This is a genomic window from Acidovorax kalamii, from assembly GCF_002245625.1.
In the GTDB taxonomy this organism is placed as follows: domain Bacteria; phylum Pseudomonadota; class Gammaproteobacteria; order Burkholderiales; family Burkholderiaceae_C; genus Acidovorax; species Acidovorax kalamii.
Genome location: NZ_NOIG01000001.1, coordinates 199,732 through 214,058, shown reverse-complemented (window position 1 = coordinate 214,058; position 14,327 = coordinate 199,732). Strand labels below are relative to the sequence as shown.

Below are 14,327 nucleotides of genomic sequence, written 5' to 3'. Positions count from 1 at the left end.
TGAACCAACAATCATTGGCAACTGCGATAGTTGGAGCTTCATTGTAGGCAAAAAGGCCGCTTGGAAAAGCCCGCCCGACTGCACTGAGGGGGAGTTGCCGGTCTGCAACAGGGATTTTATACACAGTTTATTCACAGTTGGCACAACAACAACGCTGGACAACTTGTGGGTGAGCTGTGGATCAGCTGTGCATTGCACAGAACCATCCCGCATCGTGAACCCGACGCCAGTCAATATGCAGATAAGCGTTTAACGAAAGCCTCTATTCTATCGAATCTGGTTGATAGGCTCTCCAAAAGTTAGCAAAAGCTAACATCTAGTCCTCTTCCGAGGGCGAGGCAAAAAAGCCGAAAATTAAATCTATCGCCCAAAGGCCCGATCAGGGAAGAGGGGAATCAGCCCGGTGTTGGGCAGCCCTCTCCCGACATCACCGCGTCAGCGACCAGCCCGGATCAGGGCGTACTGGGCCCACTCACCGCGCCGGTACAGCACGTTGATGGACTTGCTCTTGTCGGCCTTGGCGAGCACCGACTCGAACTCCTTCACGCCCGAAATTTCGGTATTGGCCACCGACAGAATGATGTCACCCTCGCGCAGTCCCGCACGGGCAGCAGCGTCGGTGGCAGCGGCCACCACCACGCCGCCCTTGAGCTTGAACTCCTTCTTCTGCGCGTCCGTCAGTTCCGTCACCGACAGCCCCAACTGTTGCGCGGCTGCAGAAGCCTTGGGCTTTTCCTCGCGCTCGGCCAGCTTGGTAGCAGGCTTGTCTGGTTCGATTTCTGCAATGGTGATGCCAAGATCACGCGACGCTCCCCTGCGGAACACCGTCACCGTGCTCTTGCTTCCGGGCTTGGTATTGCCCACCAGGCGCGGCAGGTCTGCCACCTTCTCGATGGGCTTGCCGTCAAAACGCGTGATGATGTCACCGGCTTCCACGCCGGCCTTGTCGGCGGGCGACCCGCCCTCGACACCCGTGACCAGCGCACCTTGCGCCTTGCCCAGGCCAATGGACTCGGCCACATCTTTGGTGACCGCGCCAATCTGTACGCCAATGCGTCCACGCGTCACACGCCCCGATGCGCGCAACTGCTCGCTCACCCGCATGGCCTCATCCATGGGGATGGCAAACGAGATGCCCATGAAGCCACCTGAGCGGGAATAGATCTGGCTGTTGATGCCCACCACCTCGCCGCGCATGTTGATGAGCGGGCCGCCCGAATTGCCGGGGTTGATCGCCACATCGGTCTGGATGAACGGCAGATAGTCCCCCGTGTCGCGCTGCTTGGCACTCACGATGCCCGCCGTGACGGTGTTCTCCAGCCCAAAAGGGGAGCCGATTGCCATCACCCACTCACCCACACGCAGGCGGCTCACATCTCCCACCTTCACCGCAGGCAGGCCCGTGGCTTCGATCTTGACCACTGCCACGTCCGTGCGCTTGTCCGCGCCCACAATCTTGGCCTTGAACTCGCGCTTGTCCGGGAGCGTCACGATGACCTCATCGGCACCATCCACCACATGGGCGTTGGTCATGACAAACCCGTCCGCCGTCAGGATGAAACCGGAACCGACACCCCGTGGCTGCTGCTCCTCTTCCTGCTGCGGTCTCTGGGGGCGCTGCTGGCGGGGCTGGTTGGGAATGGGCACACCAAAACGCCGGAAGAACTCCAGCATCTCCTCATCCATGCCATTGGCGCCGGCGCGGGAGGATGCTTTTTCGACCGTGCGGATATTGACCACCGACGGCCCCACCTGGTCCACCAGCTCCGTGAAGTCCGGCAGGCCCCGGACAACGGCCGCTGGCTGGGCCCACGCCGCCTGAGGCAGCGCCACGGCACCGCCCAACCCGGCAAACATGCACGCGAGCGCTACAGAGCGCAGCTTACTTCCATCGAACTTCGGCATCTTCGACCTTTCGTGAATTGTGCAAATGCTGTCCATCAACTTGGTGTGACTGTGAAGAGTGTGCCGCGAAATGGTTCCCGGCAAAGACCCAGGTTCTTCGCCTCCCCGTGAGCCAACAAGGCCAGAAAGGGGCTTTCACAACCCGCGAGGACGGACGCCGCTCAGCGGGCGCGCTCCAGCAGTCCTGCAAAAAGGCGCAGCGTCTGCAAGGGCACCTCGCCGACAGCGGTTACCCAGGTATCCGGCGACACCCGCTGCGCCAGGAGCTGCGTTGCGCCCATGCCCGACACCTGGGATTGCGCCGGGTGGCGCTGCGGGTCAAAGGACTCCAGGAACAAGGACACAGAAGCCAGACCATCGGAATACAAACACTGCAGCACACTTTGTGCATCGTCTGCACCAGAAACCGCCCGGCGATGGCAACTGACAGGCACGAACCCCGCCACCGGCAGCCGCAGTACCCAGCCCTCGGCCTGGGCCGTCGTCTTCACAACGGCGGGGGCGACCACCTTGTAGCCCGTTGTCGAATCCATCGAGCGGGAGAGCTGCTCCACCCGCACCGACGCATTCAAGTCAAGCTCAGAAAACGCAGCCTGCTCCAGAACCCGCCCGTCCAAGGCCAGGGTTTGCAGCTTCACCACCAGCCCGGTGTCCCGCTCCACCCAAAGGCGATAGCCAAAGCGCAGGGCATCCAGAGGCTTGAACCACACCACGTCGGACACCAACCCCGCCACCCGCTCCTGGCCCATCAACTGAGAGGTATAAAACTGGGCCGTGGATGTGCCACTGACCACCGGCACACGCGGGAAAAGCCCGGCCGCATCGCGCCGATCCGTGCGCACCACACGCGCCTGCGGCAAAAAGGTACGCACCTCATCGTTGCGCCGAAAAACAGTGCGCGGCGTGCCGCTTAGCGACTCCACCCGCTCCATCTGCTGGAGCCCGTCGCAGGCGTGCCAGATGCGCGAGCTGGACATGGCCCCGTTGGCCGACATCACCACAAACACCCCGGCGTAGGATTTGCGGCAGGGCGCACTGTGCATGCGCTCAATCCACTGCGCCACATCGCGCTCGGCAGGGACCGATATCGCTTCCGAGGAAGACGCAGCAGGATTGCCTCCGCCAGGGCCCGCAGCCAAGGCTGCCGATGCCACCAGGCCCCACACAACCACCACCCCACACCACATCAGCCACCGATTGCGAAAGACTTCAGCAGCGCCCAGCACTCCCAATGTGTTCATCATGCGATCTCACCGCCTGGAGCAGGCATCCCTATTCCCAACTCAACGGCCAGGGGTTTCAAAGGTGGCATTGCGCAGAAAACCCGCCGGCATCTGCAGTGCCGAAGTGCTGCCAAACTGCTTGTGGGCCGCCAGCAATTCATCCAGACGGGGATCCCGCAGCATCACCTGCTGCCCATCGGCATCAGCCACAGCCACCACAGGCGCCCCTTGGGCCGGGCTGCTGTGTTCGGGCGCCGCAGCCAACTGAGCGCCAGCTGCAGGGCCAGCGCCAGCTCCTTGCAAACTGGCCAGGGATGTCCAACCTATCGCCGCCACCGCAGCCAGGGAAGCAAAGCCCGCCACCATCTTCCAGCGGAAAACAGACGCATTGGCGGCCTCGGGCAGCCCGGCCGCCACCATTGCCACGGGGACCGGGACCTGGGGACGCTCAGGCAGCGCCTCCTGGGCCAGTTGTTCACGCAAACGGGCCATGAATGCCGGGTTGGCAGGCTGCGCCAGGTCCGCCGAACGCAGCACATCACCCACCAAGTGGTACAGCTGCCAGGTCTTGGCCCCTTCCTCGTCGTCCGCCGCGTACGCGAATGCAGCATTCAGCTCTTCACCCTGAAGTTGGCCATCGGCCAGCGCAGACAGCCGCTCCCGATGGTCCATCCCTTGGTCCACAGAGCCGCCCGCCAGTCCATTGATACCTGTTTCAGCCTTGTTCATTCCATCACCTCACCACCGTTTGCCTGACTGGTTCTCAAGCAGAGGACGCACTTTGGCCGAGATGGCCTCGCGCGCCCGAAAAATCCGGGACCGCACTGTGCCAATGGGGCATCCCATGGCCGCCGCGATCTCTTCGTAACTCAAACCCTCAATCTCACGCAGCGTCACCGCCTGGCGCAAGTCATCGGGCAATGCCTCCATGGCCGCGTTCACCACCTGCGCAATCTCTTGGGCGGCCAGAACGGTCTCGGGGGTTTCGTCGCTGGTTAGTTCATGTCCGAGGCGGGAAGTTTCATCCTCATCCTCGCTGCCTCGGAAGGCGTTTTCTGAAATGACCGGGTTGCGCTTCATGTCCATCAGCGCCTTTTTGGCGGTATTGACGGCAATGCGGTACAGCCAGGTGTAGAACTGCGCATCCCCACGGAACTGATGCAGCGCCCGGTAGGCGCGGATAAAGGTCTCCTGGGCAATGTCCTGGACAAGATCGGTGTCGCGCACCATCCGCCCTATCAGGCGCTCGATGCGGCGCTGGTATTTGATGACCAGTAACTCATAAGCGCGCTGATCGCCCGCTACCGTGCGCTCCACCAGGTGGAGATCGCTGTCTTCGGAGGGAGAAGGCGAAATTACAGTCATGGATACTCAGGATTCACGCCCCACAGACGTGGCCGGGGCGTTTGCTTCAGGGTTGTCAGCGCCTAGTACGGCGCGCGAATATACCGCACGGCGCATGTCCAGCCAGCGCTCGGGCTGGCTCGCACGCTCCAGCCAAAGCCAGGTGCGGCGATGCCCCCAGGGAGACACACACACCCAAAGATGGGCCTGCAGGTCAAGAAGGACTTCAGGCGGTGCAGAAAGTGCCCGGATTATTTTTTCAGGCCCCTCGCCTTCCAGAACCCACCCCTGCCCGTCCCAGCGCAGGGATCCCACGAACTGCTGGCGCCAGAAATGCACCGCACCTGCCGCAGCCGCCAGCCAAAGGCCAATAGCAGTGCTTGCAGACATCCAGGATAGCGTCGCTGATTCCGCGAGCCAGGCCCACAGCACCGCAGCCCCCGCAAACAACAACACCGCCAAAACGGCGCCCAAGGCCATGCTGCGCCGCACGGGGTACAACACTGCAGGCGCACGCCGTGTGGGCCGGATCATGGCATACAGGTCAAGCTGTAACTGCGCCACAGCACGCGCCATCCCGCCACCCTGCGGAACAAGGGGCGGACATTCTGCGAGCTCGACCTATGGCGTCCATGGGCATTGATGCCACGATGGAAAACGCAGCCCGCAGGATCAGATGCGCTTGAAAACCAGCGTGCCGTTGGTGCCGCCAAAACCGAAGTTGTTCTTGACGGCCACGTCGATCTTCATGTCACGCGCCGTGTTGGCGCAGTAGTCGAGATCGCACTCGGGATCCTGGTTGAACAGATTGATGGTGGGAGGCACCTTCTGCTCGTGCAGGGCCAGCACAGTGAAAACACTTTCAATCCCCCCGGCACCACCGAGCAGATGGCCCGTCATGGATTTGGTGGAGCTGACAACGGTCTTGTAGGCATGTGCACCCAAGGCCGCTTTGATCGCGTTGGTCTCGTTGATGTCACCCAGCGGAGTGGAGGTGCCATGCGCATTCAGGTAATCCACCTGGTCGGCATTGACGCCTGCATTGCGCAAGGCGCTGAGCATGGCACGGCGGGGGCCATCCATGTTGGGGGCCGTCATGTGGCCCGCATCCGCACTCATGCCAAAGCCACTGAGTTCGGCGTAAATCTTGGCGCCACGGGCCTTGGCGTGTTCGTACTCTTCCAGCACCATCACGCCGGCACCTTCGCCCAGCACAAAACCATCACGGTCCTTGTCCCAGGGGCGGGAGGCAGTCTGGGGGTCGTCATTGCGGGTGGACAGGGCGCGCATGGCGGCGAAGCCACCAATGCCCAGCGGCGACACCGTGGACTCCGTGCCACCAGCCACCACCACATCCGCATCCCCGTATTCGATCATGCGGCCCGCTTCTCCGATGCAGTGCAGGCCCGTTGTACAGGCCGTCACCACGGCCAGATTCGGCCCCTTGAAACCAAAGCGCATGGACACATGGCCTGCCACCATATTGATGATGGACGCAGGCACAAAAAACGGCGTGATACGCCGAGGCCCACGGCTGGCCAGTTCCGCATGGGTGTCTTCGATCAGCGGGAGGCCGCCAATGCCAGAGCCGATCACGCAGGCAATGCGCGTAGCGAACTCTTCACTGAGCGCCTCGCCCGTGGGCAGACCGGCGTCTTGCACGGCCTGCGCAGCAGCGGCAATGCCGAAGTGGATGAAGGTGTCCATCGCGCGCGCATCCTTGGCGCTGATGTACGACTCCAGGTCAAGACCTTTGACCTCCCCCGCGATCTTGCAGGCGAAGTTCGACGCATCGAACTTGGTGATGAGATCAATGCCGGACTTTCCGGCAAGGAGGTTGGCCCAGGAATCGGCCACCGTGTTACCCACGGGGCTGACGCAACCCAGGCCGGTCACGACAACGCGACGACGGCTCATGCGTAAAAACCTTCTGCTGATCGCTTGAGTCAGGCGCAGGGCGCCGCTCAGGCCTTCTGGTGGGTATTGGCGTAGTCGATGGCGTTTTGCACCGTGGTGATCTTCTCGGCGTCTTCGTCCGGGATCTCGATGCCGAATTCGTCTTCCAGAGCCATCACCAGTTCCACCGTGTCGAGCGAGTCGGCACCGAGGTCTGCCACGAAGGCCTTTTCATTGGTGACTTGGGACTCTTCCACGCCGAGTTGTTCGGCAATGATTTTTTTGACGCGTGCTTCGATATCGCTCATGGTTTCCCTCTGGGGGTTGTGAATGAATCCGCGATTCTAGCCGCTTAAGGAGAAGCCCCTAAACGACCCGCCGTCCGGATGAACCGGCGTTAACTTGTCTTAATTACATGTACATGCCGCCATTGACATGCAACTCCTGCCCCGTCACATAGCCTGCTTCGCGCGAAGCCAGGTAAGCCACCGCATGCGCGACGTCCGCTGGCTTGCCCATATGACCCAGCGGGATCTGCGCATTGAGTGCTTTTTGCTGGTCTTCGGGCAGCACGGAGGTCATGTCGGTCTCGATAAAACCAGGCGCCACGCAGTTCACGGTGATGCTGCGGCTGCCCAGCTCACGGGCCAGTGCGCGCGTCATGCCCGCCACACCCGCCTTGGCGGCGGCATAGTTGGCCTGACCAGGATTGCCCGATGCACCCACCACGCTGGTGATGCTGATGATGCGCCCAAAACGCTGCTTCATCATCGGGCGGATCGCGGCGCGGCTCACGCGGAATACAGCCTTGAGATTGGTGTCCATCACCGCATCCCAGTCGTCGTCTTTCATGCGCATGGCCAGGGTGTCGCGGGTAATGCCAGCGTTGTTCACCAACACGTGCAGGCCGCCTTGCTGCTTGACGATGGAGTCCATCAAGGCCTCGACCGCTGCCACATCGTTCACATTCAGATTGGCACCCCGGCAGCCCGGATAGGCCGCCAACGCTTGACTGATCCGCACAGCACCCTCGTCGGTGGTGGCCGTGCCCACCACCTGGTAGCCACGCGCAGCCAACCCCAAGGCAATCGCCGCGCCGATGCCGCGCGATGCACCGGTCACCAGCGCCACTTGCGCTGCCTGCACTGCTGTCTGGGTCGATTCCGTCATGCAAACAACTCCCGGGTTTCGGCCAGGGTGGCCGAGTCAAACAATGCTGCGCCAACCAGTTCGGGGTCGATGCGCTTCGTCAGGCCAGCCAGCACCTTGCCAGGGCCACATTCAACAATGTGCGTCACGCCACGGCCTTTCAGCGCCTGCACGCATTCGACCCAGCGCACCGGGCCAAAGGCTTGGCGGTAAAGCGCGTCGCGAATGGCGTCCGCGTCCTGCTGCACCGCCACGTCCACGTTGTTGAGCACTGGAATCTGGGGCGCAGCCAGCGCCACATCAGCCAACGCCACGCGCAACTTTTCCGCTGCGGGCTTCATCAGGCTGGAGTGGAAAGGGGCCGACACCGGCAGCAGCAGCGCACGTTTGGCGCCGGCCGCCTTGAGCACTTCACAGGCCTTGTCCACACCGGCCTTGGTTCCGGCGATCACGGTCTGGATAGGGTCGTTGAAATTGACAGCCTCGACGACCTCGGTGGTGCCGGGCCCGAACGATGCCAGCGCCTCGGCACACCCGGAGATGACCTTGGAGGCTTCCATACCCAGGATGGCGGCCATGGCGCCGGTGCCCACCGGCACAGCCTCTTGCATGGCCGCAGCGCGCAGCCGCACCAGCGGAGCCGCCTGTGCCAGCGTCAGCACGCCGGCCGCCACCAGGGCCGAATACTCGCCCAGCGAATGCCCGGCTACTGCCACAGGGGCAGCCCCGCCCTCAGCACGCCAGACACGCCAGGCCGCCACACCCGCCACCAGCATCACCGGCTGGGTGTTGGTGGTCAGCGCCAGCGCCTCCTTGGGACCCTCTTTGATCAGGGCACCCACATCTTCACCCAGGGCATCCGATGCTTCTTGCAGGGTCTGCGCCACCACAGGGTGGTCGCCCCACCCATTGAGCATGCCCACGGACTGGGAGCCTTGTCCGGGAAAGACAAATGCAAAAGACGTCATGAAAAAATCCAGAAATTTGAGAGAAATTGGGCGCTACCGCCTGTCCACATTGGCCTGATAGCTACAACTTCAGGAGCACAGCGCCCCAGGTAAAGCCACCACCCACACCTTCCAGCAGCAGGGTCTGACCCTTTTGAACCTGGCCGGAGCGCACGGCATGGTCGAGCGCCAGTGGAATGGACGCCGCAGACGTGTTGCCATGCTGGTCCACGGTGACCACCACCTTGTCCATGGACAGCTTCAGCTTGCGGGCCGTGCCCTGCATGATGCGGATGTTGGCCTGGTGCGGAATCAGCCAATCGATATCGGCCTCGGTCAACCCGGCCTTGGCCAATGCGGCATGGGCGGCCTTTTCCAGCACCCCCACTGCCAGCTTGAAAACCGCCTGCCCATCCATCTTGAGGAGCGGATCCCCCAGCACCTGGCCACCCGACACATTGCCCGGCACACACAGAATGCCCACATGTTTGCCATCGGCGTGCAGGTCGCTCGACAGGATGCCGGGCGTCTCGGACGCCTCCAGCACCACAGCCCCGGCCCCATCACCAAACAACACGCAGGTGGTGCGGTCATTGAAGTCCAGGATGCGGCTGAAAACCTCGGCGCCGATCACCAGGGCGCGGTTGGCCGCCCCCGTCTGGATCATGGCATCTGCCACCGACAGCGCGTACACAAAACCGCTGCAGACCGCCTGCACATCAAACGCCGGGCAACCATTGGCCCCCAGCTTGTTCTGCAAGATACAAGCGGTGGAGGGAAACACCATGTCGGGCGTGGACGTGGCCACGATGATCAGGTCGATATCCGTCGGCTGCAGCCCGGCCGCCTGCAAGGCATTGCGAGCAGCCTCCACACCCAGATCGCTGCTGGCCACATTGGGGGCCGCAAAATGGCGCGCCCGGATGCCGGTGCGCTCCACAATCCATTCGTCAGAGGTTTCGATGCCGCGCTGGCCCAGTTCGGCCACGAGATCGGCGTTGGTCAACCGGCGGGGCGGCAGATAACTGCCGGTGCCGGTAATACGGGAATAACGTCTCATTATTGTGCGGTCGCCGCAACGCCAGGCTGGGGCTGGGCATCTGCAGGCACCAGAAGCGGCGCCGCATGCGCAATCCGGGTCCGGACACGGTCGAGCAGGTTGTTGCGGGCTGCATCATACGCCCGGTTCAAAGCCTGCTCGAAGGCCATCGCGTCGGCCGATCCGTGACTCTTGAACACCAGTCCGCGCAGGCCCAGCAGCGCCGCGCCGTTGTATCGACGGTAGTCCATGCGCCTCATGAGCGCTTTTAGGATCGGATAGGCGATGATTGCCGCCATTTTCGTGAAGATATGGCGGGAGAACTCGGTCTTGAGCGCTCCAATGATCATCGAGGCGACACCCTCGCTGGCCTTGAGCGCGACATTGCCAACAAAACCGTCACACACCACGATGTCCACGGTGCCCTTGAAAATGTCATTGCCTTCGACATTGCCAAAGAAATTCAAATCACCGGAACTGGCCGCAGATCGCAGCAGTTCACCTGCTTTTTTAATAACTTCGCTGCCTTTGATGACCTCTTCACCAATGTTCAGCAAGCCCACGGTGGGCTCCCCACCCTCCTGAAGGGCCGACACCAGCGCCGACCCCATCACGGCAAACTGCAGCAGATGCTCAGCCGAGCAGTCCACATTGGCCCCCAAGTCCAGCACCGTGGTGGCACCGCCCGTGGCGTTGGGCAACTGGGTGGCGATGGCCGGGCGGTCAATGCCGTCCAGCGTCTTGAGGAGATAGCGGGCGATGGCCATCAGCGCGCCGGTGTTGCCCGCCGAAACCGCCGCCGATGCCGCGCCGTCCTTGACCTGCTGGATGGCTACACGCATCGAAGAGTCCTTCTTCTTGCGCAAGGCCACCTCCACCGGGTCATCCATGGCCACCACCTCGGAAGCGGGGACGATGGCGGCACGGTCGTGCGCAAACGCTTGCAGGCTGGCCGGCAGACCTACAAGCAGCAAACGGGCGTCGGGATGGTGTTCGAGAAACTGGCGGCACGCCGCGAGCGTGACGCGGGGGCCATGGTCGCCCCCCATGCAGTCAACAGCCAGTGTGATCATGGGCGACTTGTCCGGCCAGCAGATGGGGCCGGAAGAAAAATACGACGGTCAAAACAAAGGCCCGCACTACGCGACGTAGTTGCGGGCCTTGATGGGTGCTGAAATCAGGCTTCAGACTTGTTCTTCAGCACCTGGCGGCCACGGTAGAAACCGTTGGGGCTGATGTGGTGACGCAGGTGGGTTTCACCGGTGGTGGGTTCCACAGCAATGCCTGGCACGTTCAGGGCATTGTGCGAGCGGTGCATGCCGCGCTTGGAAGGGGACTTTTTGTTTTGCTGAACGGCCATGATGGCTCCTGATCTTGAGTAGGTTGGTAAAAACGCGATCAGCCCAAAAGACACGATGGGATTCGCGTGAAGCCCACGATTATAACCTAAATGATTTTTGGGTCAGCCAATCACCCCTTGGGATCCTTGCGCAGCCCGGCGAGCGCGGCAAAAGGGTTGGGCTTTTCGGCGTTCGCTTCTTCAAAATCATCGTCGGACGAGGCCAGCGGCACAGCCGTGGGGCATTCATCGTGTTTGGGCACCACGGGCAAGGCCATCAGCAGCTCATCCTCGATGAGTTCGTGCAGGTCGAATTCGCGACTGAGGGCCAGCAGGTCTTCCTCGCTCTCGTCGTCCAGCGCCTCGGCGGTGGCTTCGTCCGCCACAAAACGGAACTCGCGGTCCACCTCCAGCGGCACGTCCACGGGGGTCATGCAGCGCTGACATTCCATAGGGAAACTTGCGCGCACCTTGATGTGCAACCACACCTGCCCCATGCCACCCAGCGCGGTACGCACTTCGCCCACGGCCTCCCAGTCCACCAGCAGGTCGGGGTGCAGGCCCTTGGCCTCCTGGGCCAGGCGTTCGTACTTCAGCAGCGAGTCGTGGCCCGCCAGCCGACCGCCCGCCTGTGCGAAGGCTTTCACGTCCAGGCGCTGCGGGGAGAATTCCTTGGTCATGGCGGCAGTGTAAGAGAATCGGCGCATGCATCAATCCCCCCCCCAGCAACGCCCTCTGGTATTGGGCTCCACCTCGCGCTACCGGCGTGAATTGCTAGAGCGGCTGAACCTGCCTTTCGAGGTCGCAGCCCCGGATGTGAACGAAACCCCCCTGCCCAGCGAAACCCCGCGCGATCTGGCCCTGCGCCTGGCGCTGGCGAAGGCGCGCGCCGTGGCGCAGCAGCACCCCGGGGCCGTGGTGATTGGCTCCGACCAGGTGGCCGACCTCGCGGGAGAGCCCCTGGGCAAGCCGGGCCAGCACGAACGCGCCGTGCAGCAATTGCGCCAGATGAGCAGCCAGACCGTGGTCTTCCAGACCGCCGTGGCCGTGGTGTGTGCTGCCACGGGTTTTGAACAGGTGGAACTGGCCTCCGTGGAAGTGCGGTTCCGCGCCCTGTCCGATGAAGAAATCGAGCGCTACCTGCGCGCCGAGCAGCCCTACGACTGCGCGGGCAGCGCCAAAAGCGAAGGCCTGGGCATTGCGCTGCTCGACGCCATCCACAGCGACGACCCCACGGCCCTCATTGGCCTGCCGCTGATCCGCACCTGCCGCATGCTGCGCGCTGCAGGGCTGGTGCTGCCGTGATGAAGCACCCCCTGAGTCGCTTCGCGCCCTCCCCCTCCCCTTCGGGAAGGAGACACACCCAGTGGCCTGACCAAGCCAGCTCCACGGGTGCGCGGGCTTGCACCGCGTCAGTTTCTCCGGCACCGGACACTGCGCAGCGCTATGGAGACCAACGATGAATGCGAAAACCGGCACGCTGTACCTGGTCCCCGCCCCCCTCGACTTTGGCTGCGACACCCAGGCCCCGCTGCAGGACGCCCTGCCCGCAGCCACGCTGCAGACGGCCGCACGCCTGACCCATTGGGTGTGTGAAAACGCCAAAAGCACACGCGCCTACCTCAAGCGCATCGACGCACTGCACCCCCTGGCCGCCTCCCTGCAGCAGCAGCAGATCACCGAGCTGCCGCGCGAAGTCCACAAGAAGGGCGACCACGGCGACAAGGGCTCGGCCCCGTTCGACGCCCGCCCGCTGCTCGCGGCAGCACTGAACGGGCACGACATCGGCCTGGTCAGTGAAGCGGGCATGCCTGCTGTGGCCGACCCGGGCTCGTCAGTGGTCCGCGCCGCGCACGACCTGGGCATCCCCGTTGTCCCCCTGGTGGGCCCGGTGTCGCTGCTGCTGGCCCTGGCGGCCAGTGGGCTGAACGGGCAAAACTTCGCGTTTGTGGGCTACCTGCCTCAGGACGGCCAGGAGCGCACCCAGCGCATCAAGGAGCTGGAGAGCATCGCGCTGCGCACGGGCCAGACCCAGCTGTTCATCGAAACCCCCTACCGCAACCCAGCCCTATGGCAAGCCCTGGTGCAGACGCTGCAGCCCCACACGCGCCTGGCGCTGGCCAGCGGGCTGACACTGCCCGAGGCACGCATCCACAGCCAGCTGGTGCGGCAATGGCGCCAGCAACCCGCACCGCCCGACAACCGCACCCCGGTCGTGTTTGCACTAGGCCGCTAGCATGGCAAAGCATTCCTACCCTTTTGCTATATTTTTGATAGCTATCAGCGCTTATGGAACGAGCGCAGAGGCCATTATTCGTTGTGAATTGAATGGCAAGGCGATCAATATTTCCAACGGTGCCGAGACCGCAGGCCAGTCCGGCCTGGTGCGCTGCCGTGACGAGAACACCGGCCACGTGCAGCGCGAGCAGCAGTTGCAGAACGGCAAGTTCATGGGCCTGGAGCGCATGTTCGACCGCGAAGGCCGCCTGCAGCGCGAACGCAACGTGAACGAGCGCGGCAACAGCCACGGCCGGATGGCGGAGTTCTGGCCCAACGGCCAGGTGCGCCGCGAGGAAACCGCCGACAACGGCCGCACCCAGGGCGCGGTGCGGCGCTTCGATGCCTCAGGCCGGGTGGAGCGCGTGTCCTTTCACGGCGAGGGGCAGGAGCTTTTTTACGTGGAGTACACCAGCAAGGGCCAGCCAGCGCGCCTGCTGTGCCCGCGCACCAGCGTGCTGCCCGAGGACCGCAAGCTCTGCGGTTTTGATGGCGCCGCCGACACCCCACTGTTTACCGAAAGCGGCACGCGGTCGGCGCAACTGCGCTACGACCAGGGCCGCCTGCTGAACGCCACCGAATGGACCACCGACGGCATCGTCTCTGCCCAGCAACTGGTGGTGGACGGCCGGCGGGTGCACAAGAGTTTCACCACCGAAGGCGGCAAGAGCGTGCTGCGCGAGGAGCGTGTCTTCGCGCCGGACGACCGCACGCTGCGGGACACGCGCGGCCAATTACTAAGCGCCAAACGCTATGGCGCGTCGGGCCAGCTCATCGAGCAGCGCAGCTTTGCCGAGGGCCGCGAGGTGCAGGTGGAGCGCTGGTACCTGAACGGCGCAGTGCGCGAGCGCAGCGCCTGGAGCGGCACCGGCAAGGACGCCCGCCTGCTGCGCGAGATGTACCGCGACGACGGCAAACTGGCCCGGCGCGAGCAGCTCAACGCCGACCAGTGGCCTGTGGGCACCCAGCAGGCCTTCCACGACAACGGCCGCCTGGCGCTGGAAGAGCAGTATTCCGACCCCGACGGCCGAGGGCGCACCCGGCTCACGGCGCGCAAGCAGTGGGATGACACCGGCAAGCTGACTGCAGACGACGCCATCCTGGAAGACGGATCACGCCAGCGCAAGGCGGGTGGGGTGGACAGCTGAAGACGCCGTCCGTGCCACCCAGACCAGCAACCCATACGCAAAATGCCCCGAATGGAAACT

General features: G+C 63.4%; 15 protein-coding genes. 3 read left to right on the top strand and 12 right to left on the bottom strand.

The window, feature by feature from the left end:
• Nucleotides 1-435 precede the first annotated feature (435 nt).
• The 12 genes from CBY09_RS00935 to CBY09_RS00875 all read right to left on the bottom strand — a co-directional run bounded on the left by CBY09_RS00935 (nt 436) and on the right by CBY09_RS00875 (nt 11,522).
• Complete coding sequence (locus CBY09_RS00935; protein ID WP_094285490.1) at nt 436-1,905, bottom strand: Do family serine endopeptidase; 1,470 nt, start codon at nt 1,903-1,905, stop codon at nt 436-438.
• Nucleotides 1,906-2,066: 161 nt separating this feature from the next.
• On the bottom strand, nt 2,067-3,149 hold the full coding sequence (locus CBY09_RS00930; RefSeq protein WP_276208239.1) for a MucB/RseB C-terminal domain-containing protein: 1,083 nt from the start codon (nt 3,147-3,149) through the stop codon (nt 2,067-2,069).
• Between the two features lie 39 nt (nt 3,150-3,188).
• On the bottom strand, nt 3,189-3,857 hold the full coding sequence (locus CBY09_RS00925) for a sigma-E factor negative regulatory protein (RefSeq protein ID WP_094285488.1): 669 nt from the start codon (nt 3,855-3,857) through the stop codon (nt 3,189-3,191).
• A 9-nt stretch (nt 3,858-3,866) separates the two neighbouring features.
• A complete protein-coding gene (rpoE, locus tag CBY09_RS00920; protein ID WP_094285487.1) occupies nt 3,867-4,493 on the bottom strand; it encodes an RNA polymerase sigma factor RpoE in 627 nt (208 codons plus the stop codon).
• Between the two features lie 651 nt (nt 4,494-5,144).
• Nucleotides 5,145-6,389, bottom strand: a complete 1,245-nt coding sequence (gene fabF / locus CBY09_RS00910) for a beta-ketoacyl-ACP synthase II (RefSeq protein ID WP_094285486.1) — start codon at nt 6,387-6,389, stop codon at nt 5,145-5,147.
• Between the two features lie 47 nt (nt 6,390-6,436).
• On the bottom strand, nt 6,437-6,676 hold the full coding sequence (gene acpP / locus CBY09_RS00905) for an acyl carrier protein (RefSeq protein ID WP_003058049.1): 240 nt from the start codon (nt 6,674-6,676) through the stop codon (nt 6,437-6,439).
• Nucleotides 6,677-6,779: 103 nt separating this feature from the next.
• Nucleotides 6,780-7,538 carry a 3-oxoacyl-ACP reductase FabG gene (gene fabG / locus CBY09_RS00900; RefSeq protein WP_094285485.1) on the bottom strand — a complete coding sequence of 253 codons (759 nt, stop codon included), beginning with the start codon at nt 7,536-7,538 and terminating at the stop codon, nt 6,780-6,782.
• Nucleotides 7,535-8,485 carry an ACP S-malonyltransferase gene (gene fabD, locus CBY09_RS00895; RefSeq protein ID WP_094285484.1) on the bottom strand — a complete coding sequence of 317 codons (951 nt, stop codon included), beginning with the start codon at nt 8,483-8,485 and terminating at the stop codon, nt 7,535-7,537. The genes fabG and fabD overlap by 4 nt, the downstream gene beginning before the upstream one ends.
• A 61-nt stretch (nt 8,486-8,546) precedes the next feature.
• Entirely contained in the window at nt 8,547-9,524 is a 978-nt protein-coding gene (locus CBY09_RS00890; protein WP_094285483.1) for a beta-ketoacyl-ACP synthase III, read from the bottom strand.
• A complete protein-coding gene (gene plsX, locus CBY09_RS00885; RefSeq protein ID WP_094285482.1) occupies nt 9,524-10,576 on the bottom strand; it encodes a phosphate acyltransferase PlsX in 1,053 nt (350 codons plus the stop codon). The genes CBY09_RS00890 and plsX overlap by 1 nt, the downstream gene beginning before the upstream one ends.
• A 104-nt stretch (nt 10,577-10,680) precedes the next feature.
• A complete protein-coding gene (gene rpmF / locus CBY09_RS00880; RefSeq protein WP_005794249.1) occupies nt 10,681-10,863 on the bottom strand; it encodes a 50S ribosomal protein L32 in 183 nt (60 codons plus the stop codon).
• Between the two features lie 110 nt (nt 10,864-10,973).
• Nucleotides 10,974-11,522: a YceD family protein gene (locus CBY09_RS00875; protein ID WP_094285481.1), complete on the bottom strand. Its 549-nt coding sequence runs from the start codon at nt 11,520-11,522 to the stop codon at nt 10,974-10,976.
• Nucleotides 11,523-11,547: 25 nt separating this feature from the next.
• Here CBY09_RS00875 and CBY09_RS00870 point away from each other — a divergent pair, with 25 nt between their 5' ends.
• The 3 genes from CBY09_RS00870 (at nt 11,548) to CBY09_RS00860 (ending at nt 14,267) form a co-directional block, all read left to right on the top strand.
• Nucleotides 11,548-12,147: a Maf family nucleotide pyrophosphatase gene (locus CBY09_RS00870; protein WP_094285480.1), complete on the top strand. Its 600-nt coding sequence runs from the start codon at nt 11,548-11,550 to the stop codon at nt 12,145-12,147.
• A gap of 154 nt (nt 12,148-12,301) precedes the next feature.
• Nucleotides 12,302-13,078, top strand: coding sequence for an SAM-dependent methyltransferase (locus tag CBY09_RS00865; protein ID WP_094285479.1), 777 nt, complete (start codon nt 12,302-12,304; stop codon nt 13,076-13,078).
• Between the two features lies 1 nt (nt 13,079).
• Nucleotides 13,080-14,267 (top strand): toxin-antitoxin system YwqK family antitoxin, encoded by a 1,188-nt coding sequence (locus tag CBY09_RS00860; protein ID WP_240515525.1) that lies wholly within the window; start codon nt 13,080-13,082, stop codon nt 14,265-14,267.
• The last annotated feature ends 60 nt before the right edge of the window (nt 14,268-14,327 follow it).